Source organism: Thiocystis violascens DSM 198 (assembly GCF_000227745.2).
Lineage (GTDB): Bacteria > Pseudomonadota > Gammaproteobacteria > Chromatiales > Chromatiaceae > Chromatium > Chromatium violascens.
Genome location: NC_018012.1, coordinates 3,859,361 through 3,883,327, shown reverse-complemented (window position 1 = coordinate 3,883,327; position 23,967 = coordinate 3,859,361). Strand labels below are relative to the sequence as shown.

At 62.4% G+C, this 23,967-nt stretch carries 17 protein-coding genes, 1 tRNA gene and 1 pseudogene; 2 read left to right on the top strand and 17 right to left on the bottom strand.

The genetic code is table 11. The features are described 5' to 3' along the window. Position 1: 1 nt before the first annotated feature. Positions 2-1,453, top strand: coding sequence for a TRAP transporter large permease (locus THIVI_RS17225; RefSeq protein WP_014779815.1), 1,452 nt, complete (start codon positions 2-4; stop codon positions 1,451-1,453). A 31-nt stretch (positions 1,454-1,484) separates the two neighbouring features. Here the strand turns inward: THIVI_RS17225 and THIVI_RS17220 are convergent, their stop codons facing one another. The 6 genes and pseudogenes from THIVI_RS17220 to THIVI_RS17200 all read right to left on the bottom strand — a co-directional run bounded on the left by THIVI_RS17220 (position 1,485) and on the right by THIVI_RS17200 (position 6,339). Beyond that, positions 1,485-2,576, bottom strand: a complete 1,092-nt coding sequence (locus tag THIVI_RS17220) for a TRAP transporter substrate-binding protein (protein WP_014779814.1) — start codon at positions 2,574-2,576, stop codon at positions 1,485-1,487. Between the two features lie 349 nt (positions 2,577-2,925). Beyond that, on the bottom strand, positions 2,926-3,276 hold the full coding sequence (locus tag THIVI_RS25880) for a hypothetical protein (RefSeq protein ID WP_052315060.1): 351 nt from the start codon (positions 3,274-3,276) through the stop codon (positions 2,926-2,928). Between the two features lie 299 nt (positions 3,277-3,575). Beyond that, positions 3,576-4,247, bottom strand: a complete 672-nt coding sequence (locus THIVI_RS25875; protein WP_245537299.1) for a hypothetical protein — start codon at positions 4,245-4,247, stop codon at positions 3,576-3,578. Continuing rightward, positions 4,231-5,415 (bottom strand): ISAs1 family transposase, encoded by a 1,185-nt coding sequence (locus THIVI_RS17210; protein ID WP_014776993.1) that lies wholly within the window; start codon positions 5,413-5,415, stop codon positions 4,231-4,233. Before THIVI_RS17210 ends, THIVI_RS25875 begins: the two co-directional genes overlap by 17 nt. A 95-nt stretch (positions 5,416-5,510) precedes the next feature. Continuing rightward, positions 5,511-5,648, bottom strand: a pseudogene (locus tag THIVI_RS24840) (glycine/betaine ABC transporter ATP-binding protein); the annotation flags it as partial. A gap of 208 nt (positions 5,649-5,856) precedes the next feature. Then, positions 5,857-6,339, bottom strand: a complete 483-nt coding sequence (locus THIVI_RS17200) for a Crp/Fnr family transcriptional regulator (protein WP_014779813.1) — start codon at positions 6,337-6,339, stop codon at positions 5,857-5,859. 415 nt (positions 6,340-6,754) lie between these two features. Here THIVI_RS17200 and THIVI_RS17195 point away from each other — a divergent pair. Next, a tRNA-Asn gene (locus THIVI_RS17195) sits at positions 6,755-6,830 on the top strand. A 255-nt stretch (positions 6,831-7,085) separates the two neighbouring features. On the opposite strand, the gene THIVI_RS17190 is transcribed toward THIVI_RS17195, so the two are convergent. The 11 genes from THIVI_RS17190 to THIVI_RS17140 form a co-directional block, all read right to left on the bottom strand. Then, positions 7,086-9,728 carry a hypothetical protein gene (locus tag THIVI_RS17190; protein WP_014779812.1) on the bottom strand — a complete coding sequence of 881 codons (2,643 nt, stop codon included), beginning with the start codon at positions 9,726-9,728 and terminating at the stop codon, positions 7,086-7,088. After that, positions 9,728-10,912, bottom strand: coding sequence for an ISAs1 family transposase (locus THIVI_RS17185; RefSeq protein WP_014776993.1), 1,185 nt, complete (start codon positions 10,910-10,912; stop codon positions 9,728-9,730). Before THIVI_RS17185 ends, THIVI_RS17190 begins: the two co-directional genes overlap by 1 nt. Before the next feature lie 34 nt (positions 10,913-10,946). After that, complete coding sequence (locus tag THIVI_RS25870; protein WP_014779811.1) at positions 10,947-12,320, bottom strand: hypothetical protein; 1,374 nt, start codon at positions 12,318-12,320, stop codon at positions 10,947-10,949. Beyond that, positions 12,317-13,297 carry an RCC1 domain-containing protein gene (locus THIVI_RS22995; protein WP_014779810.1) on the bottom strand — a complete coding sequence of 327 codons (981 nt, stop codon included), beginning with the start codon at positions 13,295-13,297 and terminating at the stop codon, positions 12,317-12,319. Before THIVI_RS22995 ends, THIVI_RS25870 begins: the two co-directional genes overlap by 4 nt. A 35-nt stretch (positions 13,298-13,332) precedes the next feature. Next, positions 13,333-15,339: a hypothetical protein gene (locus THIVI_RS17170; RefSeq protein WP_014779809.1), complete on the bottom strand. Its 2,007-nt coding sequence runs from the start codon at positions 15,337-15,339 to the stop codon at positions 13,333-13,335. Continuing rightward, complete coding sequence (locus THIVI_RS17165; protein ID WP_041447068.1) at positions 15,336-15,680, bottom strand: hypothetical protein; 345 nt, start codon at positions 15,678-15,680, stop codon at positions 15,336-15,338. Before THIVI_RS17165 ends, THIVI_RS17170 begins: the two co-directional genes overlap by 4 nt. After that, complete coding sequence (locus THIVI_RS17160) at positions 15,677-21,499, bottom strand: transglycosylase SLT domain-containing protein (protein ID WP_014779808.1); 5,823 nt, start codon at positions 21,497-21,499, stop codon at positions 15,677-15,679. Before THIVI_RS17160 ends, THIVI_RS17165 begins: the two co-directional genes overlap by 4 nt. A 9-nt stretch (positions 21,500-21,508) precedes the next feature. After that, positions 21,509-21,805 carry a hypothetical protein gene (locus tag THIVI_RS17155; RefSeq protein WP_014779807.1) on the bottom strand — a complete coding sequence of 99 codons (297 nt, stop codon included), beginning with the start codon at positions 21,803-21,805 and terminating at the stop codon, positions 21,509-21,511. 59 nt (positions 21,806-21,864) lie between these two features. Beyond that, on the bottom strand, positions 21,865-22,287 hold the full coding sequence (locus THIVI_RS17150) for a hypothetical protein (protein WP_014779806.1): 423 nt from the start codon (positions 22,285-22,287) through the stop codon (positions 21,865-21,867). 141 nt (positions 22,288-22,428) lie between these two features. Beyond that, positions 22,429-23,364, bottom strand: a complete 936-nt coding sequence (locus THIVI_RS17145) for a phage tail tube protein (protein WP_014779805.1) — start codon at positions 23,362-23,364, stop codon at positions 22,429-22,431. A gap of 12 nt (positions 23,365-23,376) precedes the next feature. Beyond that, entirely contained in the window at positions 23,377-23,844 is a 468-nt protein-coding gene (locus tag THIVI_RS17140) for a hypothetical protein (RefSeq protein WP_014779804.1), read from the bottom strand. Positions 23,845-23,967 lie beyond the last annotated feature (123 nt).

The window sequence follows — 23,967 nt, the reverse complement described above, 5'->3', positions numbered from 1 at the left end:
CATGGAAGCCTGGCTTGCCGCCAATCTGGCGCCCATCATGTTCGCGGCGCTGGTGCTCTTTCTGCTGATCGGCTATCCGGTCGCCTTCTCGCTCGCGGCGGTGGGCATGCTGTTCGGCCTGATCGGGATCGAACTCGGCATGCTCACCCCGGCACTCTTGCAGGCGCTGCCGGATCGCGTCTTCGGCATCATGCGCAACGAGATTCTGCTCGCCATCCCCTTCTTCACCTTCATGGGGCTGGTACTGGAACGTAGCGGCATGGCCGAGGATCTGCTGGAGACGGTCGGGCAGATCTTCGGCGGTATCCGCGGCGGACTTGCCTACGCGGTCATCGTCGTCGGGGCGCTGCTGGCCGCGACCACCGGCGTGGTGGCCGCCTCGGTGATCGCCATGGGGCTGATCTCGCTGCCCATCATGCTGCGCTACGGCTACCACAAACCGCTGGCGACCGGGGTCATCGCCGCCAGCGGCACCCTGGCGCAAATCATCCCGCCATCGCTGGTGCTGATCGTCATGGCCGACGTGCTCGGGCGCTCCGTGGGCGATATGTACAAGGGCGCGCTGCTGCCGGGACTACTGCTTACTGGGTTTTATCTGCTCTATGTCTTCGGCATCACACTGTGGCGGCCTCAGTATGCCCCGGCCCTGCCGGTCGAGGCCCGCACCCTGCGTGGCCGCGCGCTGGCCTGGCGGGTGGCGATCGCACTGATTCCGCCGCTGGCGCTCATCTTTCTGGTGCTGGGAACCATCTTCATCGGCTGGGCCACGCCCACCGAGGGCGGCGCCATGGGCGCGGTGGGCGCGCTGCTGCTGGCCGCCGCGAAAGGCCGGCTCACGCTCGACATGCTGCGCCAGTCGATGACGACCGCGGCCAAAATCACCAGTTTCGTCGTCTTCATCCTCATCGGCTCCAGCGTTTTCAGTCTCACCTTCCGGGGCGTGGACGGGGATCTCTGGGTGGAACATCTGCTGACCGGACTCCCCGGCGGGGCGCTGGGGTTTCTGGTCTTCGTCAACCTGCTGGTCTTTCTGCTGGCCTTCTTTCTCGATTTTTTCGAGATCGCCTTCATCGTCCTGCCGCTACTGGCGCCGGTGGCGGCGGCCTTCGGGATCGATCTGGTGTGGTTCGGGGTGCTGCTCGCGGTCAACATGCAGACCAGCTTCATGCACCCGCCCTTCGGTTTCGCGCTCTTCTATCTGCGCTCGGTCGCCCCGCCCCAGATCCGTACCGCCGACATCTACTGGGGGGCGGTTCCTTTTCTCGGACTTCAGGTGCTGATGGTCATCCTCATCATCGCCTTCCCCCAACTGGTGAGTTGGGGGCTGGATAGCCCCACGTCCAAACTCACCCCGGCGGAGGTCACGCTGCCGGATCAGGGAGGCTCCAGCCTGCTGGACAACGACGATTTCGGTGGGCTGTTCGAAACGCCGCCGGGCGATGGCGCGCCCTGATGCTAGCGTCCGTCGGCGAGCCCGCGTCCGACTATTTCCGCCGCTGCACCGCTCGCATGAAGTTTGCCATGGAGGATTCGGCGACGTTCCACCAGGCATCGGAACTCTGCTGAAAGGCGAGCATGGATTCGTAGAGCGTCTTGAAGGTGGGATTTCGGGCGGATTCTTCCGCGTAGATCTCCTGGGCGATCTCGTAGGACTTGAGCAGCACATCGTCCGGGAAGCGTCGCAACTCGGCGCCGTCGCGCATCAGACGTTGCAGTGCGGGGGGATTCTTGGCGTCATAGGCGGCGAGCATCGTCAGATGCGCCTCGCGGGAGGCGACCTCGAAGGCGGCGCGATAGCTTGTCGGCAGCGACTCCCATTGCGCCTTGTTGACATAAAAGACGAGATGGGTGCCCGGCTCCCACCAGCCAGGGTAATAGTAATACTTGGCGACTTTGTGGAAACCGAGCTTTTCGTCGTCGTAAGGCACGGTCCACTCGGCGGCATCGATGGCCCCGCGCTCCAGGGCCGGATAGATCTCGCCGCCGGGCAGTGACTGCGGCACCGCGCCCATCCGCGAAAAGATCTCGGCGCCGAATCCAGGGATGCGGATCTTCAGCCCCTGAAGATCCGCGAGCGTGTTGATCTCCTTGCGAAACCAGCCGCCCATCTGAGCGCCGGTGCTGCCGCCGGGGAATTGGACGATGCCGTATTCCGCGAACATGGCGCGCAGCAGTTCCATCCCGCCGCCTTCATGGACCCAGGCGGTCATCTGGCGGGTGTTCAGCCCGAACGGCCAGGTGGTTTCAAGCGCCAGCGCTTTGTTCTTGCCGTAGTAATAATAGGAGGCGGTGTGACCGCACTCGATGGTGTTCTGCTGTACCGCATCCAGGACGCCGAAGGCCGGCACCAGTTCGCCGCCCGCGAAGACCCGAATCTCGAAGCGTCCGTCCGTCAGTTCGGCCACCCGCTTGGCCAGCGTCTCGGCACCGCCGTAGATGGTGTCCAGGCTTTTCGGGAAGCTCGACGCCATGCGCCATTTGATCGCCGGGGATTCGGTCGCGGCGCGGGCCGGCATCGCCAGACCCGCCGCCACGGCGCCGACACTCGCGGATTTCAGGAAATCACGTCTTTGCATGTTGTCCTCCGGAAGAGAATGGAGTTGGTTGAGTTTGAGGACTGACGCGCATCCCGTTGTGAGCGATCGACCCTTTATCGACAGCGGCGGCGAAGCGTTTTTCTGGGATCGCCGAGTTGCACTCGGCGCCGCGTCCGACCGAAGGATAGTGTAATCGGATCGCGAGGAGTGGAGGCGCTTCGTCGTGTCAGCATCGTTCTTGATGCCTCGGTTGCCGACCTTGTCCGTGCAGTAGGAGCCCGCTTGCGGGCGACGTTGGCAGGCACGCGGCAACGGTGATCGTTTGCGAGTCGCCCTTGACCCAGGCCCTGCCTGCGCCCCCTCCGGGAAGAGGAGGCGCAACCAACGATCAGAAGTAATAACCGAGATTCAGGTTAAACCGGTAGTTCCACTCATCGTTGCCATTGACGCCAAAGTTGTCGACCCCGCCATGCACTGCCTCGTTGCCGACGAAGTCGTTGCCGTTGGAATAGGCCAGATCGCTATAGATGTTCCAGCCTCCACGCGCCCAGGCCGCGCCGACGACGAACATATCGCTGTTGTTGAATGCGTCCTCGTCCTTGACGATGCTGCTGTACTCCACATAGGGCAGCACGGAGTCGAACCAGGGAATGTGCGGCGTCTCGACCTTGTCGCTCAGCGACACGGTCGGGATGCAGGCCTTGGCGGCGACCGGCCAGGCGAAATCGAAAGCGCCCATGGGAATCATGGGTATCGATGCCCCAGGGGTTGTCGCTGTCGATATCGTACTCGTAGCTGGTCAACTGGGTCGCCAGGGTCCAGTTGTCGAGACGATTGACCATGTGCGCGGAGGTGGCCCAGTGGCTGCCGTCATCGACGCGTTACCCCTTAGAGTTGGCCGTATTGCAGCGAGGCCCCGATCTCCGTGGGAACGCGCGGGCGTTGAACTGGTTGCGTTCGTCATAGCCATTGTTGGCGCCACCGAAGCTGACGTTGCCATGCTCGTCCACCGACTCGGTCCAGCGCACGGCATCGTAGCTATAGCGGGCACTGGCGAGTGCTGCGCCCGAAATAACTGCCCTCGCTGGCCGCGTAATAGGCAACATCCAGTGTCCAGTTATCGATGCTGGTGCTGTATTTGATGCCGAGATCCATGTCGTCGGCCAGACCGACATCGTAGTGCTGGTCGAAGAACCCGCTCTGCGAGATGCCATAGGCGTCGGGACCGAAGGGCGCCCGGTTGACGCCCACCTGAATTTCGCTGTCGTCGGCGAAGCGGTAGCCGAGCCAGCCGGTATGCAGGAAGTTGTACTTCTCGCTGCCGCCGGCGGGATACCAGCTTGCCGATGACGTTGTTGTAATCCAGCGCCAGATTGATGCGGAAGGTTTCGAGTTCGACGTTGCCGCCGCGATTCGGCCATTGTCGAGCCCCTGGTAGCTACCGAGCACATAGTTGGCGCGCAGGGCGCCGCCGATGCTGACCTCGTCCTCCATCTTGCGCAGAACGGTCTGCGGTCCGTCGCTGACGAAGGCGACGATGCGTGTCTTGCGCATCGCCGCACTGGCGGTTAGGAGCTTGGTCTTGTCGACCTCGGCGACGAAGCGCTCGACATAGGCAGTGGCGGGATTCGAGAGAATCTCCTCGGCGGTGCCGACCTGCTCGATCCGGGCGTCCTTCATCAGGGCAATCGCATCAAGCGCTGCTAACATTAGCGGGTACCGATGTATCAGCGTCGCCCTTCCTCTGAGGCGACTCGAAGAGCAATTTCGACAGGTAGGACTCGTCCCAACCGGCTTTCAAGCGTTTGTTCTGGATGCCGAGCTTGGTGCCGTCATTCTTGAGGCGCGAGAGGGCGAGGTGACGCAGGACGGCAAGATTCTCGCGCGCCACCGGATCGCGGACACGGCACTCATCCTCACGAAAGGCGATATCGAGATTCCAATGCAACCCGTTTTCGATGCCCCAGTGACCGCGTACTGCGTGGGCAAAGCGCGCGGCGCTGGTGCCGATGCTGCCAATGAAATAGCGGGTCTCGACCGAGACCTTGCCGGCGACCTCACGGCGCGATTCAACCATGCCGATCATGTTCATTGCCTCCCACGAGGCGCTGTGCGGCACGCCGGAAAGATCGCCCAAGGTTTGGTAGCGACGGGTTTCGAGACGACCATGCCCTCGCTCGACGGTTTCGAGGAATGCCGAATCGACACCGGCGTAGCCTCTGGCGTCGGCGTCGATGAACGCCTCCTCGACCTCGGCGGCCAGCGTTTCCTGGTTGCCTTTGAGCGCGAGCACATAGTCCCCTCCCTGGTGGATGATCTGCGCGGCAATCTTGGTCTGGCAGCCCATGGCGTCGATGGTGACGATGCAGCCCTCCAGCTTCAGCCACTCCAGCAGACGTGGAATGGCCGTGATCTCATTGGATTTGGCGTCGGTGGCGACCTGTCCGAGCACCACCCGATTGGCCGTCGCCCAGGCACTGACCAGGTGCAACGCCGCCAAGCCCTTGCCGCGGCTGTGGGAGCGGCGCAGGGTCTTGCCATCGACGGCAATGATCTCTTCGGGGATCAGTTCGGCCACCGACGCGCTCCATTGGCGAAAGCAGGCGGCAAACTGTGCGGGATCGATGAGCGCAAACACCCGCCCGAAGGTGTCGTGCGACGGAATGCCCGCGGGCAGTTTCAGAAACGTGCGCAGCCACGCCTCCTTGGCCTGTCCGAACGTCTCGACACCCACCCAACCGTCGGCGCCACTGAAGGACGCCGCGATGGTGATCACGATCATCTCACTTAAGAGGTGCCGTCGTTGGATCGCGCTGCGCGGCTCGTCCAGCGGGGCAAAATGGTGCGCAATCGATCGCTCCACACTCAAGTCGCACATCGGCGAGATCTCCCCAAGATTCTAAAGACTCAAATCATTGGGGCCGCAGTACGGATTGTCTAACAGTATGCGCTAATGCGTTGATGCGATTGCCCTGCGTCCTTCATCAGGACGATGCGGTTGCCGAGAAAGAGCGCCTCGTCGAGATCGTGGGTGATGAAGAGGATGGTCTTTTGCAGCCGGCTTTGCAGCGCCACCAGTTCCTGCTGCATATCGCGGCGGATCAGCAAGTCATGTCGCCCGCAAGCGGGCTCCTACGATGGCGGATAACGCCAGTATGAGAACGACTGACGCGTCGCGCTACGGCTGCCTGGAGACGTCTGGGATCGCCGAGTTGCACTCGGCTTTGCGCCTGATCGGTCGGAGCGGGAAAGCCGAGCGCCACTCGGCCATCCCGGAGTACGGGGGTGCCCGGGGATGCGCTTTTACCCGCTTACCCGCTCAATAGCGCCCGCCCGTCCTGAGCATGTAATTGCGCATCTCCGCGCTCTCCAGATTCATCCGCATCAGGTTGCCGTGGGTGATCCGGAAGATGGCGCGCATCACCTTGTAGACGAGCCTCGGATGGGTCTCGACCAGGGCGTCGAAGTCCTCTGGCTCCAGGGTCAGGACGCGGCTCTCGCCCTCGGCGCGCAGGGCCGCCTTGCGGGTAGAGCCGTCGATGAAGGCGCGCGTGCCCGAGCATTCGCCGGGGCGCATCTGATAGACGGTTTCCTCTTCGCCGCCGACCGATTTGCAGACGCACAGGCGGCCCGCCGCCAGCACGAAAAGCGTGCGACGATCCTCGCCCTCGCGCACCAGCGTCTCGCCGGGCGACAGCGACAGCACGCCCATCCGTTCCGCCAGCGCCTGACATTCGGTCGCATCGAGTTCCTTGCCGAGAACCGATTGGGCCAACGCTTCCGTTTTGTTCAATTCGTTCATCGATTCGTCACCTGTGTTGTTCGCGATGGTCGGTCGAGCAACAGTTTACGCCCGAACAGGGGACGCATCGACTCGCGGCACAGCGGCACGGCCTGGGACGCGCGTGTCACTATGCCGGCGGTGCGTCCAGCGTCCGCGCCACCACAACGCCCGCATCCATCCCGAACTGGCGAGCCACCGACACCGAGTCGACTTGTTCCAGCATTGCAGTCGGGTCGAGCGTTATTCGGAACCGGGGTGTAACTCAAACGAAGCGCTCGGATATTTCCACTGAGCGGATAGACAAGATGCGTCACGCAAGTCGGAAATCCAATCGTCAGCGAAGGACGTGGATGGTCCAGGGAGTACTGGAAATGCTGTTACATGGATCTTGACTCGCAAACGGAAGATCACTAGAATTTCCAGCTCGCAACATTCCCTGGTAGCTCAGTCGGTAGAGCGGGTGACTGTTAATCACTAGGTCGGCGGTTCGAGCCCGTCCCAGGGAGCCAATAAAAAGAAGGGGTTAGCTTCATCGGCTAACCCCTTTTTTCTTTCCTAATCGCCTTCCGGGTAACGCTGGGGGTAACATTTCAGCAGCGTTTGGCCTGTTTTCGACTGTAGCGGCGCGCGCCATTTGGCACCATTTCGCAAATGTTTTGGCACTTGGCGGATTTGTGATTTTTTGCGCTTCATGTAGCGCGCAACTTGATTTGAGACATGGCGCAACTTGATTTGAGACAGCGTAAGCGGCCGGTTTCGCTACCTCACGACACCTCCGGCGTTTCAATCACCGCCCCGCCCGGCCCGAACGTCAGCGTGACCGCCCCATCGACCGCGCCGCCACCGGACGGGACGCCGTTTGCCGACCGGGTTTCGTATCCGGCCACACGTGATCCCGAGAAGGCGATGGACGCCGTCCCCTGAGCGAGGTAAAACGGCATCGCCCCGCAATGCTTGGGATTTAGCGCCAACGCCCCGGCGCCGACCGCTTCCGGGGTGTAGTCGGAAAACCAGTCCCAGATCGGCTGATATTTCTCCGTCGTGATCACGCGCGGCCATCCTGGGTAAGCGACCTGATAGCCAGCCTGTGACAGCTTCCCAATGTATTCCTCGACTTCTTCGACGGAGTCGGGAGGGTTCGAGCTTGGATAGAGTCCAATTGAAACCATCATCCGCTCGCGCAGATGCGGATAGGCCTCGATGAAGTCGTCGACCGTGTCTGGCTTCTCCCGCCACCACGGCTCCGGGCTGTAGCGGTAATATAACCAGGCATAGAGGAAGTCGGCGCGCCCGTCTTGAAGCATTGCTGCGTAATCCTGGCCGTAGCGACGGCTGTTTTTCGACAGATCGCGGGTGTACCAGGCCCCATCCGCCCCGCGAAACTTGTTTATCCCGTCCCAAGCAGGAGAGTCTTTATTTTGCATGGAGACGAACGAGTCGACCTCGACGCTTGCTCCAAGCAGTTTACCGTGCGCGTGGAGCATGTCAGCCATCAAGCCGAGCGCATAGTTGGTCTGCCAGACCTTCCATGACCACAGCGTCTCGTCGTCGCAGTCGTAATCTCCGTTCGCCTTGCGGGCAAACTCGATCAGCGCGGAGAGTCCGCTTGCCTGTCGCCATTCGTTGTAGAGGATAAGGTCGTTTGGCGAATACGAATACTTATATCCGACAATCAACTCGGAGCAGATAACTCCGGCACAGTCGTATTGATCAGCATAAAGCCCGGCCAGCGTTAGCCACTGATCGAGTATCGTAACAACATCCCCGCCCCATCTTGCTCCGAGCGTCGTGCATGTCCAAAATCCTGGGTAGTTTGTCAAATAGTGATATTGATAGTCGTAAGCGTTTCCGTCCTCAACAATCGGGTCATAGTAGGCTGGCGAAAAATCATGCACGGCGCGATTGATCGAACGATACGCGACGCCGTCCGCCATTTCGTAATACCAAGAGCGTCCAAACCGGATTGCACCATCCGGCCCTATCCCAATGTGATTTTGATTGATTCTTAACCACTTGCTGTTAAAAATCGTCACTTCGATAAAATAGTTAAATTGACTTAGTCGTTGCGCCAAAACCGACTGAGAAATATCTTTTCTGATTCCTGTTCGCATCACGTCAATATAACTCACGCCGCTATCGTGCACGGCGTTTCCCCATCCCCACCAATAGTCGGTCATCCTAACTTTCGCCGCGTTCAACCCACCGCCAGCAACAATGATATTGGTCACGTTACCCTGCGTGAGTTTGTCGGTCACGACACCCATGTAATGCAGCGGTTCGTCCGCCATCAGCTCGCCGCCAAACGAGATATGGGGAGTCGTTCCCCAGTGCATCGGCGTCTCGGTAAACTGGATCTGGCGGGTCGTCGTGGCCATCTTGAGCGTGTCGAGATACATCTCCTGAAGCGCGCCGTCGTGCGACCCGTAGCCATCGCGAATCGGGCAGATGGTCATTTGCCCGCGTCCGACCGTGTTATCTTGCTCTAGCATCACGATTCGCGAAAAAATGGCGACACCAGGGCTGTTTTCGTCAACATTCGCGGCGTTAAGCGACACATCGCGAACTTGCCTATCGCCAATCAACGCCAACGAGCATACCGAATCACTTCGCCCAGAAACAGGATATGTGCAACGAAACGTCTTCCCGCTGTTTGCAGATGTCCAGGCGTTATCCGTCCAGGCCACCACCACCTTCCCCGATAGGCTTGTCGTTATCGTGTAATTTTCAGGGTCGATCAGTAATTTTTTGACGATGACGATTTTGATTTGCTCAAAACTCGTCAACGTTCGAGACGATACATCGATAGTGACGGCTTTATCTTCACTGTTATAGCGAAGAATCCGATACGCCTCTGGCTCGCCACCGACATTCTCAACCGACTGCACCGATTTAACGAACAGTGTCGTCTCTGGAAATTCAATGTTCGATATTGCGTGCCCGCCAAAATCCTCGAAATTGTCTGCGAGGGTTGCCGTGATCGTCTCATAGTCGTAAACCCAGACTTCTGCATCGACAGGGATCGAGGTGACGCTTAGCGGTGATTTTTGCAGCTCCATGACGATCCAGCACGTCTCAACGCCAGTGTCTTTGTCGGTGCTGCAATACTGGACAGGGGCAAACACGATACGAACGCGATCTGTCACATTGCTGACGCGAGGAAGCGTCACAGACGCATAACTTCCAAGTGCCGTCGTCCGTTGTCTGGCATGCGGGACTGGTGTCCCAATCTTCTTGAGTTGAAAGGTTCCAGCTCCAGGTGTATCCGTTTTTTGCGTATAAAAGAACAAATTCTCAAGATGCCAATCGAAGGCGGCATTGGTCAAAATTTCGATCCCGATCCCTTCGAGTTGTGTGATCCCTTCAGGCAGAAACTCGACATATCGACCATCCCCCCAGGGCAATCGCATCAAGCGCTGCTAACATTAGCGGGTACCGATGTATCAGCGTCGCCCTTCCTCTGAGGCGACTCGAAGAGCAATTTCGACAGGTAGGACTCGTCCCAACCGGCTTTCAAGCGTTTGTTCTGGATGCCGAGCTTGGTGCCGTCATTCTTGAGGCGCGAGAGGGCGAGGTGACGCAGGACGGCAAGATTCTCGCGCGCCACCGGATCGCGGACACGGCACTCATCCTCACGAAAGGCGATATCGAGATTCCAATGCAACCCGTTTTCGATGCCCCAGTGACCGCGTACTGCGTGGGCAAAGCGCGCGGCGCTGGTGCCGATGCTGCCAATGAAATAGCGGGTCTCGACCGAGACCTTGCCGGCGACCTCACGGCGCGATTCAACCATGCCGATCATGTTCATTGCCTCCCACGAGGCGCTGTGCGGCACGCCGGAAAGATCGCCCAAGGTTTGGTAGCGACGGGTTTCGAGACGACCATGCCCTCGCTCGACGGTTTCGAGGAATGCCGAATCGACACCGGCGTAGCCTCTGGCGTCGGCGTCGATGAACGCCTCCTCGACCTCGGCGGCCAGCGTTTCCTGGTTGCCTTTGAGCGCGAGCACATAGTCCCCTCCCTGGTGGATGATCTGCGCGGCAATCTTGGTCTGGCAGCCCATGGCGTCGATGGTGACGATGCAGCCCTCCAGCTTCAGCCACTCCAGCAGACGTGGAATGGCCGTGATCTCATTGGATTTGGCGTCGGTGGCGACCTGTCCGAGCACCACCCGATTGGCCGTCGCCCAGGCACTGACCAGGTGCAACGCCGCCAAGCCCTTGCCGCGGCTGTGGGAGCGGCGCAGGGTCTTGCCATCGACGGCAATGATCTCTTCGGGGATCAGTTCGGCCACCGACGCGCTCCATTGGCGAAAGCAGGCGGCAAACTGTGCGGGATCGATGAGCGCAAACACCCGCCCGAAGGTGTCGTGCGACGGAATGCCCGCGGGCAGTTTCAGAAACGTGCGCAGCCACGCCTCCTTGGCCTGTCCGAACGTCTCGACACCCACCCAACCGTCGGCGCCACTGAAGGACGCCGCGATGGTGATCACGATCATCTCACTTAAGAGGTGCCGTCGTTGGATCGCGCTGCGCGGCTCGTCCAGCGGGGCAAAATGGTGCGCAATCGATCGCTCCACACTCAAGTCGCACATCGGCGAGATCTCCCCAAGATTCTAAAGACTCAAATCATTGGGGCCGCAGTACGGATTGTCTAACAGTATGCGCTAATGCGTTGATGCGATTGCCCTGACCATCCCCCCAGTAGTTAAATCGTTGCGGATTATTCGGATAGCGTTCGTTCCAATCCAACCAAAGACTCATCGGTCGGCTGTAGATGTCGGCCCCGCCCACGCGGTAGACGAAGCGAAACGTATTGACATACTCGGAGTTATCGAGTTGGCGCAGCCAGACAGCGACAGCGAGCGAGCGTGATACGTCCATCGGCTGATCAAAAATACGCATCAGCCGTTTACCAGCTAATCCGGATCCGTAAATCCTCAGGCCATTCCACCAATCGCCGTGGCTGAGTCGTGAGCCGTCTGGCGCGACGTACTGCGCATCCGGTACGGCTTGCCAGGAGACGTTGCTAACACTCGCTGACGAGGCGCTGAAAAACTGCACAAACAGACAGTTGGCTGTGGTGTTGGTCGTCGCTTGGAGGCGATGCGTTCCAGGCCCGAAACTCCCGGAAACTAACGTGTCAATCGCGTTTGCGGTGTTGTTGTATCCCAGTCCCGCCATGACCGTTCCTGAAACGACCGTGAAAACGAGGCTCCCTAGCCGCGCTTCTGGCAGAGGCTCTAGCGCCCAAAAGCGCGCAACGCCGCCTGCGCCTAGCGAACAACTGGTGTTCGAGTTCGCCGTCGCGTTCGTTAGCGACCAGTCTAGGTGCAGAAACCCTTGAACGAGATTCGGAAACACGCTTTTACGGGTCATTTCGTAATTGATCCCTGCATCAAGCGTCCAGTCGCCCGACATCAGTCCGGCTGTCTGGTAATCCCACCCCGCCGAAAACTGTTCCAGGGTGTGATAAACAACGTTCTCTCGCTCGTTTACCGCATTGGTCACGCCGACCAATAGCCCATAGACGATGCTGTCGATCGTTTCAGCTTCAGATCCGGCTTTCGCAATTGTGATTGCAAGCCGATGGTGCAGCGTCCTCCCGTCGCGCGACGGAAACCAGAGAAACTTGATCGCCTGGATCGTGCGTCCGCCGGAGACAGCGACCGGCGTTATCGCGGATGTCTTGACGCACGAAACTTGCGCGCTCGGATCTCCAGGCGCCAAGGATCCGTACAAGTCGAACGCCGTCATCGCCACCGCTTCGACGGCCCAGGTAAAATTTGACGAGTACAGCTCGGTGCCGAGCACATAAAAATAGAAATCGCAGGACGAACTAATGAGAACATTCCCCTCGACATCGACGTTGTTCGTTTCCGTGCGGACAAAAGACCCCGCCGCGTTGGGAATCCAAAGCTGGGAAAACGTCGCACGGCCATTGACAAAGATGGCATCGTAAAACGATGTTGTAATGGCGCAAACGCCGCTGGTTTTATTCATTCGTCTGACTCGACGCGCAGCAATGCAAACGCATGCGCGCCGCCTGCGACAACGTGGTGGGTTGAAAGGGCACTTGCTGGAGCGGGAACGGTCTGACTGAAATTCGAGCGCCCCCAGGCGACGACGCTGCCGGTGTTCACCACCGCGAGCGAGAAATAATCGCCAGCCGAGATGTCGACCGCCGAGAGCGCGGCGGATGGTATGTCGGTCTGACCGTAGTTGTTGTACCCCCAAGCGACGACGCCGCTGGTCGTGCGTGCGAGGACATGCAAATTTCCAGCGGAAATCTGCTCGACCGTTCCGTTTAGCCCGCTCGGAAGCGTCGTGACGCCAAACTGATTCGACCCCCAAGCGACGAGTGTTTTGTCGCTCTTCAGCGCCAGAGAAAATCCGTAACCTGCGGCAATATCGATCACGCCGGACTGCGCCTCAGGCGGTGGCGTCGCTTGTCCATAGACGTTATCGCCCCACCCGATGACCTCGCCTGCGGTCGTCAACGCCAACGAATGCGCGAATCCGGCAGCGACTTTAGCGATCCTGTTTTTTGCGGCTCTTGGGATGTCGATCTGTCCGCTGGTATTGCGGCCCCAGCCGAAGACGATTCCGGAATGAGACAGGGCGAGCGAATGATGCCCGCCAGCCACAACGTCTTTGATGAGAGGCAACCCTGACGGCGGCGAGGTCTGGCCGTCAGCAGTCTCGCCGACAGCAGCCACGGCGCCATAAACGTCGACGGCGACGGAATGATTCCGCCCTCCAGACACGCTCACGACGCGATCAAGCGTAGGGGATGGGAATGTCGCCTGTCCAAACACGTCGCAGCCCCAGGAGACCAAGGGACGAAGCGTATTCGGCACGCAAATCGTCAGCGTCAGCGCCAACGGCTGGTGCATCGGCATCGCCAGCGACCCATATTGGCCGGTGACCTGTGCCCGCAGCGATAAAACCCCCGACCCGGTGATGTCAGAAATATTCACAGTCCCAGGAACACTTCCTGGCGAGACGAGCGGTGCTAGAAGTCGCGCCATGCAGAAGACCAAACAACGGTATCGTCCGCAAGCAAGCCGTCGACGCCTGCGACCAACTCTGGCTCGGTGACACCGAGCAGATATTCTTGCGTCGGCAACGAGTATTCGCCATCGTCGTCGACAAATCCGGCAACCAGCTTGACCAGCGTCAGCGCGATCGGCGACAGCACCAACGGCTCCGGCGCTGGCTCGTCATCCGCGCTCGCTGGGCAAATCAGCGTGGGCGTCAGCGTCAAGACGCCAGGATCGACCACGGCGGACACGGACGCCCCTGGGAGCAGGTCGGCGGTCACGGTCACGGTGTCGCCGATCACGGTGACATGCGGCGGGCGCGCGCCGGTGTAACTGACCTCCCACTCGGTGAGACAACGCCCCGAGCTGCATGCGCCAGCGCCAGACTTCGCGATCCAGTAAAACACCCCCAGCGGGACATCGGGCGCGGCCTGCATTTCGGCCAGCGTGCAGGGATAACGCCCCTCGCCGTAACCGAACATCTGGTAGTGTTGCAAGGCGTTGTAGAAAAATTCGGGGATTTCGGCCACGACATCGGGGTTTTCGGCCTTGTAGTAGGCTGGATCGAACCACGCATTCGGGCGGCGGTTTTCGATATCGCCAGGCCCCCAATAGTGGGCATAGGCGGACGCGTAGGTTCCGGCGGCAATCGCCGCCGCGACATCGGGGTTTTCGGTCAGGTAGTAGGCTTCGTCAAACACTGTCGCCAGTGCGCGCACATCGACCGCGCCCACCGCGCCGTAAACCTCGGTCAGATCGTACTGTTCGGTGGTCGCGTTGTACCAATAGGCCGAGACGGTTTCTTCGGTACATGGCGCCTCGCTCGGACTCGCAATCCGTAGCGTCACGGCATTACTGAGCGTGACCACCGGCGCGAGCGTGGTATAGGAAAATTGAATGCTCGCGGCGCTTGGGACCATTGCGGAGACAGTCCCTGTCGGCCAGTCCCAGACCGCAAACCATTTTCCGCAAATTTGCTGAACTGTCGTCGTGCCGTCGTTCGCGGTTGGCTCGCTCCACTCGACCGTCCACTCCAGCGCCTCGCCATCGACCGGGGCGCGACCCAGCGGGACGACCACGCGCACCGTCTGCGCGCCAAGCTCGCCGTCGTCATCGAGAATCAGCGTGGCGAACGAGCCCAGCGTTTCCTCGATACAGTCTACCTCTGGGTCGACAAACGCGGCGCTGAGTGTCGTGGCAAGGCTGGTATCGACGATCCCCGTCCGCACCACCGAATCGACCGTGATGTTTGCCAGCGAGACCGAGAACGCTTCGATGGGGATCGTGAAATCCTGGAACAGCCCGAACACGTAGGTCGCCAGATCGCCCGCCACGCCCAGATACCCGGTCGGCTTGGCGCGGCGGCCAGCGAGCAATTCGCGCACCTCGCCGATAGTGTCGGTATCGAGCGCGAATTTGAAGTTGACGCGGTCTGAATACCCGCGCTCGATCAATGTCACGTTCCCGAAGGCGTCGCGATCCTTGCGTGAATAGTCGACGATGCTGATCTCGGTGCCGTAGCAGGTCTGGCCGACAACCCGCCGCCAGCCAACCGACAGTGCCTCGCAATAGGTCGCGCGTCCGGTGGCGGACAACACGATGCGAAGGGTCGCGTTCGGATGCGTCGCCGGATCGACATCCGGCGTTTCCAGATAGACCGAAGGCGCATTGAGCAGGTCCGGCGTGAGCGGATCCGCGTAGGCGAGCGTTTGCGTGACGCTGTATGTCGGTCCGTTCAGAATCGTCGCGGTCAGGGTGTCCGCCCCGACGTTGAACAACATCAGCGCGTTCCAGCGCGCGGTCGGCTTGATCTCGACGGTGATTCCGCTGCCGCTGACCGTCAGCGCATTACTGATCGGCGCAAACATCTGGTAGCACATCTCGTCCGCCGGGTCGTCCTGCGGGACGATCCCTTGCGGGACGTTGGTGCTCACGATGTCGTCGGGGATGGTCAGCGGGACCGGGGGGATGACGATCATGCGTGCACCACGCCTTCGACCTCGATGGTGATGACCGAGACGTTCCAGTTATCGAGCGGGATGCGGAAGCTGGTCAGATAGCCGGTCACGTTGACGACGGCATGGTCGGCGTGGCCGACGTAGGCGGCGGAAACGGCGCGCTTGCTGGCCAGCAGGTTGCGCACCTGCGCGGCATCCGCCGTGCGGATCGCGACCCGATAGCGCACGACATCGGTATAGCCGCGCGGAATCAGCGTGATGTTCCCGAAGGCGTCGCGATCCTTGCGTGAATAGTCGACGATGCTGATCTCGGTGCCGTAGAGACATTCGCCGATAGCGACGCCGTCCACCGTCATCGTCATGGCGCCGTACTCTCAGCCACGGTTTTGGCGTAGTCCATCCGATCCGGCGGCAGTCCGTCGCCATTCCAGCGCCTCAGAATCGCGGTCTGTTCGGCGGCGCTGGTCGCGGTGGCGGTCTGCGCGGATTTCAGCGATTGGACTTCCGCGCGGAGCGCGCGAATCTCGTCGGCCAGCGCGTCCCGCCGAATCGTGACCGGGACGCTGCCGCTCGCCAGCGGGATGACCGCCTCGGTGCCGTGCAGCGTGACCGGATAGCCGGAGGTCGGCCCGGTCGAGATGCCGCCCGCCGCGAAGCCGGGGATGCGCCCCTCGTTGATCCCGTAGAGCAGGTAATGCTGCCAGCCGCTGTCCAGCCAGGTGCCCTTGGCGACCTCGGCGGCCACGTCGGGATAGCGTTGCAGGTAGGCCAGCTCGTTGAAGGTCTGCGCGGCGCTGCTGGTGGGCGCGCGGCCCTCGCTCGCGCCATGGTTGAGGTAATGCGACAGCCCGCTGGCCTGCGATCCGCTCGCCACGGCTGCGGCCACATCCGGGTTCTGCGCTAGATAGGCGGTCTCGTCGAAACCGCCGGTCGCGCCGTTGGCCTGAAGCGCGGCCAGGATCGCCGCCAGGGTCGTGTTGCCGGTTTCCAGGATGATATTGGTGTCGCTCATCAGCGTCGCCTTGGCGTCTTCGTACTGGCGCCCGATGCCGTTCAGCAAGGCTTCCAAGGCGGACTTCTCGGCGCGGATGGCGGTGTCGAGATTGGCCTTGGCCGCCTTGAGCGCCTCGACGCGCGCGCTGTCCGCCTCTTTGATTTGGCGTTCCAGCAATTCGACCTGCGCGTTTGCCAGATCGATCTGGACCTGCGCATCGGTCTTGCCGGTGGATGACAGGGCCTGGAGTTGCGTCAGGACCGCCGCGTTCTCGTCGATGGCGGCGAGCCAATCGTCGCGCGTGGCAAAATCATTAGGGTCGACGGTGTCCAGCCCGCCGATGGTGGCGTCGAGGGTATCCGGGAAGGTCTGGGTCGCGGCATATTGCGCGAGCGCGGCGCGGGCCTCTTGTAGCAGGCGTTGACGGGTTTCGTCGATCCCGTCGCCCTGATCGGCGAGGCTGCGTAGGGCGTCGGTGGCGCTGTCGACGATGCGACTCAGGTCGCTGAAACCAGTTTCCAGGTCGCCCAGGCTGTCGCGCGTGGTGTCGAGCTGCGCGTTCAGATCCTCGACCGTGAGGTTGTATTGGCTGTCGATCCCCGCAATCAGCGTCTCGTAATCCGCATTCAGCGTGTCGATCCGGCCTTGCGAAAGGGTATTTTCTGCGCTGACGCGGTTGCTGTAGGTGTCCGTCAGCAGATCCAGCGCGGTTTTCTGGCGATCCGCCAGCCCCGCGAACGCCTGCCCGAGCGTCTCCGAGCGATCCGCGAGCGTCTGCATCTGCGCCTCGGGCAGGGCGCCGGCCTGGATGAGGGCGTAGAGCGCCGCGGACGTGGCGGGGAGCCGCATCCCCCACTCGGCGAACAGGCCGGTCATCTCGGCCAGCGCCGCCGACTCGGCGACGGCGTTCGGTTGCAGCGACGCGATCAGCTCGGACACGCTGGCGCGCGCGCCCGCGGCCGTGCCGGTCAGCGTCGCCAACGCCTCGTCCAGCGCCACGAACGCGGGGACCATCTGCATCGCGCGCAGATAGGCATCCTGCGTGGCGACGCTTAAAAGTCCGTCGCCGGCGCGGAGGCTTTCGATATAGGCGCGGAATTTCGCGCCGGTGTCGATCGTCGCGTCGCCCGTCTTGCCGATGCTCGCGGACCACGCGGCGATTGAGGCGAGCGATGCGTCGCGGGCTTGAGTCGCGCGTTCTTCCTCGGTCCAGAAATGCGCGTAATAGGTCGCTTGCGTCTGCGTCAAGGAGTCAAGCGTGAAGCCGAAATACGCCAGCGCATCCGGAAAGCGTTGCGCCATCCACACGAAGTCGAAGCCGGATTTCGTCACGGCGTCCAGATTGACGCCCGTCATCGTCAACGCCTGCGAGAACGCCGCGATCCCGACGACGAGCCTCTGAGTCGTCATCGCCGCCGTCTCGCCGCCCCTGGCGAATGACGCGAGGTACGCCTTCATCGCGCCGATGGACGCCTCCAGGCTGCCAAACTCATCGCCCGACGCCATGCCCATTAATTTTCCGATCTCGGTCCCATAGAGCGCGGTGACGGTGTTGACGATCTGCATCCCAGCGGAAAGCTGATTCGCCATGTCCTCGACCGAGCCGGTCAGATCTCCCGTCGCGACCCGGAGCAGGTGCCCGAGTCCGTCGCCTGTCGCGCCCTCGACGACATCGGCATGCCAGAGGATGCCCGAGAAAATGCTGTCGAATGCCGTGGTGAGATCCTTCCCCCACTGATTCAGGCTTGGGATGGTCGCCTGCATACTGGTCTGGATTTTCGCGGACAATTCCGGGCCGTAGAATGCCGCGATCTGATTCGAGACGTCGGCCATTGCGTTGAATGATGACCGGTACTCTGACGCCTTGATATTCGATGAGCCCTTGTCGGAGAGGCCGAACTTCAGCCCGAATGCGCCGGTCGCGGACACGCCGTCTTCGAGGCCGGACCCGCTGTAGGAGGTGGCATAGTGGCCCTGGCGTGGAACGTCGTCGCCGAACAGCGAGGCAAGCGCACCGCCTGCGATAGCCCCGATCAGCGCCCCAGCTGCCGTGCCGATCAGTCCGAACGCGCTCCCGTATGTGGCGCCAAGATAGGCGCCGCCCATGCCGCCGACGCTCGATCCCGTCTGAACATATTTCCCGTCGAACATCTGCCCGGCGATGTAGCTCCCTGCCATGCCGCCAACCAGCCCAGCCCCCGCGTTGAGATAAGTTCCGCCGCTGGATCCAGAAAGGCCCATGCCGGACTCTTGCGCCGCGAGCATTTGCGATTGCTGCGACATGAATCCGGTGTTGTAGGACATGCCCGCGCTTGTCAGGCTTCCGCCGCCCTGGAGCCACTGATAGCCCTTGTAGGCAGAAGACAGCGACGACAGCCCGGACAGCGACCCGGTATCGACGCCAGCCGCCTTCGCGGCAGCGTCGAGCGCCACATTCCCGCCGGACGCGCCGCCAAAGATTCCAGTGATCTGCCCGGCGAACTTGAGCACGATGGTATCGACGGCCATCTTGGCCAGCGTGCGCTTGATGTCGTCCACGAAATCGTCAAACTCGAAACGCCCGTCGACCAGGCCCTCGACGAGGGCGTTGTTGAAGCCGTCCAAGGCGTCGACGGCGAGGGTTTCGAGACTGCCCATGCCCGCTTCCAGGCCCGCGAGATACTCGCCCATCGGCCCCTGCGCGGCTTGGTACTCGCGCCGGATGTCGGCGAGCGCGGCGTTGTATTCGTCCGCGGTCATGCGTCCGGTTTTGAACAGGATCGCGATCTCGCGCAACTGTTCCTCCTGGCGCCGCCCGGCGGCATAGGCGGTGCCGTAGCGGTCGGCCAGGCTGTCCCAGGTGTCGTTAAGCCGCGCGAGGATCTGGCTCGCCTCCCCCGCGATCTGCGCCTGCTCGGCCAGCGGGCGATTTAGGTCGTCGCGGATCGCCTCGCCGGCTTTGCCCGCGACCGTCGCCAGCGCCTGGACGTTCCCGACCACCTGCGGCAGATATTTGCGCGTTTCCTCGGGGACGATGCCCTTTTGAATGTTGCCGATGCCGCCGTTGTAGGCTTGGATCGCCTTGTTCACGTCGCCCAACTGCTGGACCAGCCAGGCGAAATAGGCCACGCCGATCTCGATGTTGTCGTTGACGTTGGTCTTCCAGGCGTTCCCGACCAGCCCCAGTTTGGCCGCCCATTCGGTGGCGGTCGCGGGCATGAGCTGCATCAACCCCATGGCGCCGGCGGGCGATTTGGCGTTCTTGACGAAACGCGACTCGGTTTCCATCAGCGAGAGGATCATCTCGCGCGAGACGCCGTATTTCTGGCCCATCTGGTCGATGACGGGCAGGAGTTCGCCGATGCTGGCGGCGTAGCGTCGGGCTTGCGCCGCTTGATCGGCTAGATTGCCGTGCTTGTTCTGCTCGGCCAGCACCTGCCCGGCACGCCGAGCGTATTCCTCCAGTTCGGCGTTGCCCTCGCGCTGCGCCTTGGTCAGCTTGTCGGCCGCGCCGGCCTGCTCGCCGAGCGCGGCGGCGTGCGCGCGCGCGGCGCCGGTGGCGCGCACGGTGGACTCTTTGAGCGCGTCCGCCTCGGCGCTGGCGGCGTCAAGCTGGCGGTTGAGGCTGATGTCCTTGGCGCGCGCGGCCACGCGATCTACCCCGGCGACGGCAGCGGCGGTCATTTGCCCGACTCGGTCGACGCTCAGGTCGAAGTTGTCGCCGATCTGTTGCGCGGCCTGTTCCCCGTTCTCGACCTGAGCCCGGAACCCGTCCGCGATGGCGGCCTTGGTCTGGGTGAAATCGAGATCGAAATTTCCAAGGTCGGACATGGCCGCGCCGGCAATGGCGGCGATGTCGTCAAAAGCGCGGCTGAAGGCAGTGACGAGCGCAGCGGCGATGGTGCCGACGGTCTTGCCGAGGCCGACGAAGAGGTTGACCAGGGCGTTGATGCCCTCCTTGAAACTGCTTTTCAGCTCGTCCCAAAGCGCGGCGAAGACCTGGCCGATGCCGACGGCAACCGCGCCGATGTCAATGCCCAGGTCGTTAAACCAGCCGGCGATGCTGGAGAGGGCGTGAAACCAACCCTCGGCGACGGCGTCCGCGCTGGCGGTTGCCAGCGCGGATACCTCTTCCCAGACCGCCTGGAAGCCGTCGCGCAGGGCGTAGGTGGTGCGCCCGATCTCGACCTCGGTATCGCGCAGCGCATAGAGCCCGCCGACCAGCGCCCCGACCGCGACCGCCGCGAGGACATAGGGGTTGGCGCTGACCACCAGATTGAAGGCGGTTTGCGCCACGGTCGCGGCTTCCACGGCGGCGGACAACGCCAGATAGACACCGCTCGCCCCGGCGGCCGCGCCCGCGATGCCTTGCAGTCCGTCGACCCAGGCGGCGAAATCGCCGGCGGCCATGCTCTTGGAGATGCGCTCGATCCATTCGGCGATCCATTTCAGCCCGTCGACCACGGCGGAGACGAGGCCGGAGTCGCCGAGTTGGACCCAGGCGGCCATGACCGCGTCTTTGACATTCGTGATGGCGGGTCCGAGGGTATCCATCTGGCGCGTCATGGCGTCGGCAAACTCGGTGTTGCCGATGGATTGCAGGTAACGCTCGATGTCCTGGGCGTTGTCCTTGACGACGGTGGTGACCTTGTTGAAGGTAAAGGCGACCTGATCGCCGCTTTTTGCCGCATCGATCCCGAATTCGGCCAGGCGGTCGAACTGCCCCATCGCGGCGTCGGCGACCAGTTGGATCATGTCGTTCATCGACTTGCCCATGGCGCTGGCGGTGTTGCCGTAGCTCTCCAGGGCGGCGATGCTGGGGTCCAGGCCACGCGCCTTGAGCGCGATGAAGCCCTCGACGCTTTGAGCAAGGTCGAAGGGCGTGCGCTTGGCGAATTCCGAAAGGCTATCCCACGCATCCGACGCCCCGCGTACCGAACCGGTGACCGTCTCCAGACTGGCGCGCAGGCGTCCGGCCTCGACGTTGGCGTCGGTGAAGCCCGAAATCATGGCGTCGACGGCGATGAAGCCGGCGGCGGCCGCGACCATCCCCTTGATCGAGTCGCCCAGCCCGGAGACGGCGCCGCTGGTGCGTTGGGCGCCCTGATTGAGATCGCCCAGGGCATCGTCGACGCGCCGCAACCCGGTAATGGCCGCCGTGCCGTCGGCATTGATACGGATGGAAAGGTCAAGATTGCCGGCGGCCATGGTGCGTCCTCAGCGGTGTGGCGTGGCCGGTGGCTGGCTCGCGCGGATGGTGCGGTATTCGGCTTCCAGGTCGCGCAGCGCGTCCCAGGTGTCGGGGCGATCCGCGGGCGCGATGCCGCTCAAGTCCATCAGGGCGAGCACTTGTGTCCGGTCGAATCCTTCCATCACTGTCGCCCCCATCAGCCCCTGCCCGCCCTGCCACGCCGGTAGGGCATCCAGAAACAGCCTGATGAGCGGGAGGTTTTCGTGCAGCACCTCAGGCGCGGTGCAGTCCGCGCACCAGGTGCGTTGCCCGCGAATGTCCATGCAGGCGCCGCAGACCTTGGCGCCGGTCTGCGCGGCCTGCGCGTGGTCCAGCCACCATCTCAGCCAGTCGCGGCGGTTTTTTTTGCCGCGATGCCGGAACTGGCGTCGATCAGCCCTTGGAACAGCGGGCGCCAGAAGCGGGTCTGACCGAGCACGACGGCCAGCGTCTGCTCGTTGACCGGGAGCTTGACGCCCTCCTGGTCGGCGTCCTGCAGATCCCAATCGAGCACGCGCGCGCGCAACAGGGCATCGACGCGCTCCATCTGCTCGGGCGCCAGCTCATCGATGAGCAGGTCGAAGGTCGCGGCTTCGTCATCGGTCCGCACCGCTTTGGCCAGCCCCAGGCGGCGCCCGGTCCAGTCGGCAGCTTCGCGCTTGTTCAGCAGGTGATACTTGACCCGCATCGGGGCGGCGTCGCCGTCGAGATTGATCTCGATGGCGTGCCAGGCTTCGGGGCGGGCGGTGGGGGAAAGTCGGATCATCTGGAAGTCCTGTCAGGTTGGCGAAGTCTTCCCGCGCGGGAAAGACGGGAAAGGCGTGTAGGGTACGCATCGCGTACCGTTCGTATCGGGTCGCGCGGCGCTTGGGATCGGTACGCGATGCGTACCCTACGAGACTTCCGGTTAGGCGTGCGGGGTGTAGACGACCTTCAACCCCATATCCGACCCGGACGAGAAGGCGCTGAAGTTGTACTGAACCTTCATCCCCGAGCGGGTTTCGATTGCCGGGGAGGTCAGCGGGATCTCAGCGTGATCGATGAGGATCGAGAGCGCGTCGCCGGCGGCGTTGGTGTAGATCCATTCCAGACTCACCTCGTCGCCGGCCTGGGCCAGATCGACCATTGTGAAGTCCTGGAAAACCATGTCGATGGATCCGCCGATCTTGGCGCGGCCCTCGGGCAGGCTGAAGCGCTCGCCGGCGGTCTCGCCGCTCGCGGGGAAGGCGTAGAGCGAGCCGTCCATTTCGTTGTCGATGGAGAGCGTGGCGCCGAGCACGCCGCCGATCTGGGTGCCGTCGAGCTTGACGATGCCCTGGTAGCCGGTCCAGCCCTCGTGCGTGGGATCGGTCAGCGTGGCGTCGAGCGGCGCGGTGTAGATGCCGTACCGCTTTCCGAGCACGTCGACGCTCAGATCGATATAGCCGGACTGGTTGAGCATCAGCGATGCGGATTTGACGCGACAGCCGTTAAACCGCTCGACCTTGCTGGCGAGCTTGCTGGTGTAGTCCTTTTCGATGATGAAGGAGGTCGGCAACGCCTTGGGCACATAGGTCAGCGTCCCGCTGCCGGTGGGGGCGCCGAGGATCTGCTTGAGCCAGAACGGATGGCTGCCGGGGGCGACGGTGGTGGCGAAGGCCCCGGACACGTCGATATTGCCGCGTCCTGGGCGTGGCACGCCACGCCCGCCGGAGATGATCGGGTTGTCGATAGATTCCTGCGCGGCCTTGACGTTGAGCGAGCTGAAATAGGCTTTGGTGCCGCTGGGCGAGCCAGGATCGACGCCGAACAGGGTTTCTTCGTAGAGCGCGACGGCAATGTCGACGCCGGAGATCTGAGCCATGCGGAGTGTCCTCTAAAGGGTGCGCGGGCGGAGCGTGAGCGCCGTTTCGGTTTGGTAATACTCGATCCAGCGATAGATCTGCGCCGGGTCGTCGTCGACATCCATCCGTTCGCCGCCGACATAGCGCAGCGGCGCCCAGGCGGGGTCCAGGCGCGCGGCCTCCAGCGTATCGAAGAGGCCCGCGCGGAGCGTGCGCAGCGTGGTGGCGACCTCGATCCAGGCGTCCGGCGCGGCGGTGCGCACCTGAATCAGCACGCCATAGGTTTCGGCCAGAAAACGCCCGTTGCCCAGACCCTCGGGGCCATAGGGCACGCTCAGATGCGGACACACGATCAGCGCCGGCGAGCCGATGCGCGCGCGCCGCGCGTGCGCCGCGCCGGGGTGACCGGCGGACAGCACCTGCTCCGCCAGCGTCGGCACCAGCGCCCCGGACAGGGCGCTGACCAACAGCTCGGGATCCAGAAAGGGGGCGGTGCGCATGCCGTCAGCATGGCCCGCGCGGGCGGGGGCGTCAGTGAATGGGCGTGAGTGTTTAGGGCGTCCCGAGCCGGACCCGGAGCGGGTCATCGGGCATCGGGCAGAGGTCAGGGAACACGGGCACGC

What these genes read in the sequence shown, in the direction of transcription:
- THIVI_RS17225 (WP_014779815.1), top strand. Translation starts at nt 2, where the DNA reads ATGGAAGCCTGGCTTGCCGCCAATCTGGCGCCCATCATGTTCGCGGCG.
- THIVI_RS17220 (WP_014779814.1), bottom strand. Translation starts at nt 2,576, where the DNA reads ATGCAAAGACGTGATTTCCTGAAATCCGCGAGTGTCGGCGCCGTGGCG.
- THIVI_RS25880 (WP_052315060.1), bottom strand. Translation starts at nt 3,276, where the DNA reads ATGGGCGCTTTCGATTTCGCCTGGCCGGTCGCCGCCAAGGCCTGCATC.
- THIVI_RS25875 (WP_245537299.1), bottom strand. Translation starts at nt 4,247, where the DNA reads ATGTTAGCAGCGCTTGATGCGATTGCCCTGATGAAGGACGCCCGGATC.
- THIVI_RS17210 (WP_014776993.1), bottom strand. Translation starts at nt 5,415, where the DNA reads ATGTGCGACTTGAGTGTGGAGCGATCGATTGCGCACCATTTTGCCCCG.
- THIVI_RS17200 (WP_014779813.1), bottom strand. Translation starts at nt 6,339, where the DNA reads ATGAACGAATTGAACAAAACGGAAGCGTTGGCCCAATCGGTTCTCGGC.
- THIVI_RS17190 (WP_014779812.1), bottom strand. Translation starts at nt 9,728, where the DNA reads ATGCGATTGCCCTGGGGGGATGGTCGATATGTCGAGTTTCTGCCTGAA.
- THIVI_RS17185 (WP_014776993.1), bottom strand. Translation starts at nt 10,912, where the DNA reads ATGTGCGACTTGAGTGTGGAGCGATCGATTGCGCACCATTTTGCCCCG.
- THIVI_RS25870 (WP_014779811.1), bottom strand. Translation starts at nt 12,320, where the DNA reads ATGAATAAAACCAGCGGCGTTTGCGCCATTACAACATCGTTTTACGAT.
- THIVI_RS17170 (WP_014779809.1), bottom strand. Translation starts at nt 15,339, where the DNA reads ATGATCGTCATCCCCCCGGTCCCGCTGACCATCCCCGACGACATCGTG.
- THIVI_RS17165 (WP_041447068.1), bottom strand. Translation starts at nt 15,680, where the DNA reads ATGACGATGACGGTGGACGGCGTCGCTATCGGCGAATGTCTCTACGGC.
- THIVI_RS17160 (WP_014779808.1), bottom strand. Translation starts at nt 21,499, where the DNA reads ATGGCCGCCGGCAATCTTGACCTTTCCATCCGTATCAATGCCGACGGC.
- THIVI_RS17155 (WP_014779807.1), bottom strand. Translation starts at nt 21,805, where the DNA reads ATGGACATTCGCGGGCAACGCACCTGGTGCGCGGACTGCACCGCGCCT.
- THIVI_RS17150 (WP_014779806.1), bottom strand. Translation starts at nt 22,287, where the DNA reads ATGATCCGACTTTCCCCCACCGCCCGCCCCGAAGCCTGGCACGCCATC.
- THIVI_RS17145 (WP_014779805.1), bottom strand. Translation starts at nt 23,364, where the DNA reads ATGGCTCAGATCTCCGGCGTCGACATTGCCGTCGCGCTCTACGAAGAA.
- THIVI_RS17140 (WP_014779804.1), bottom strand. Translation starts at nt 23,844, where the DNA reads ATGCGCACCGCCCCCTTTCTGGATCCCGAGCTGTTGGTCAGCGCCCTG.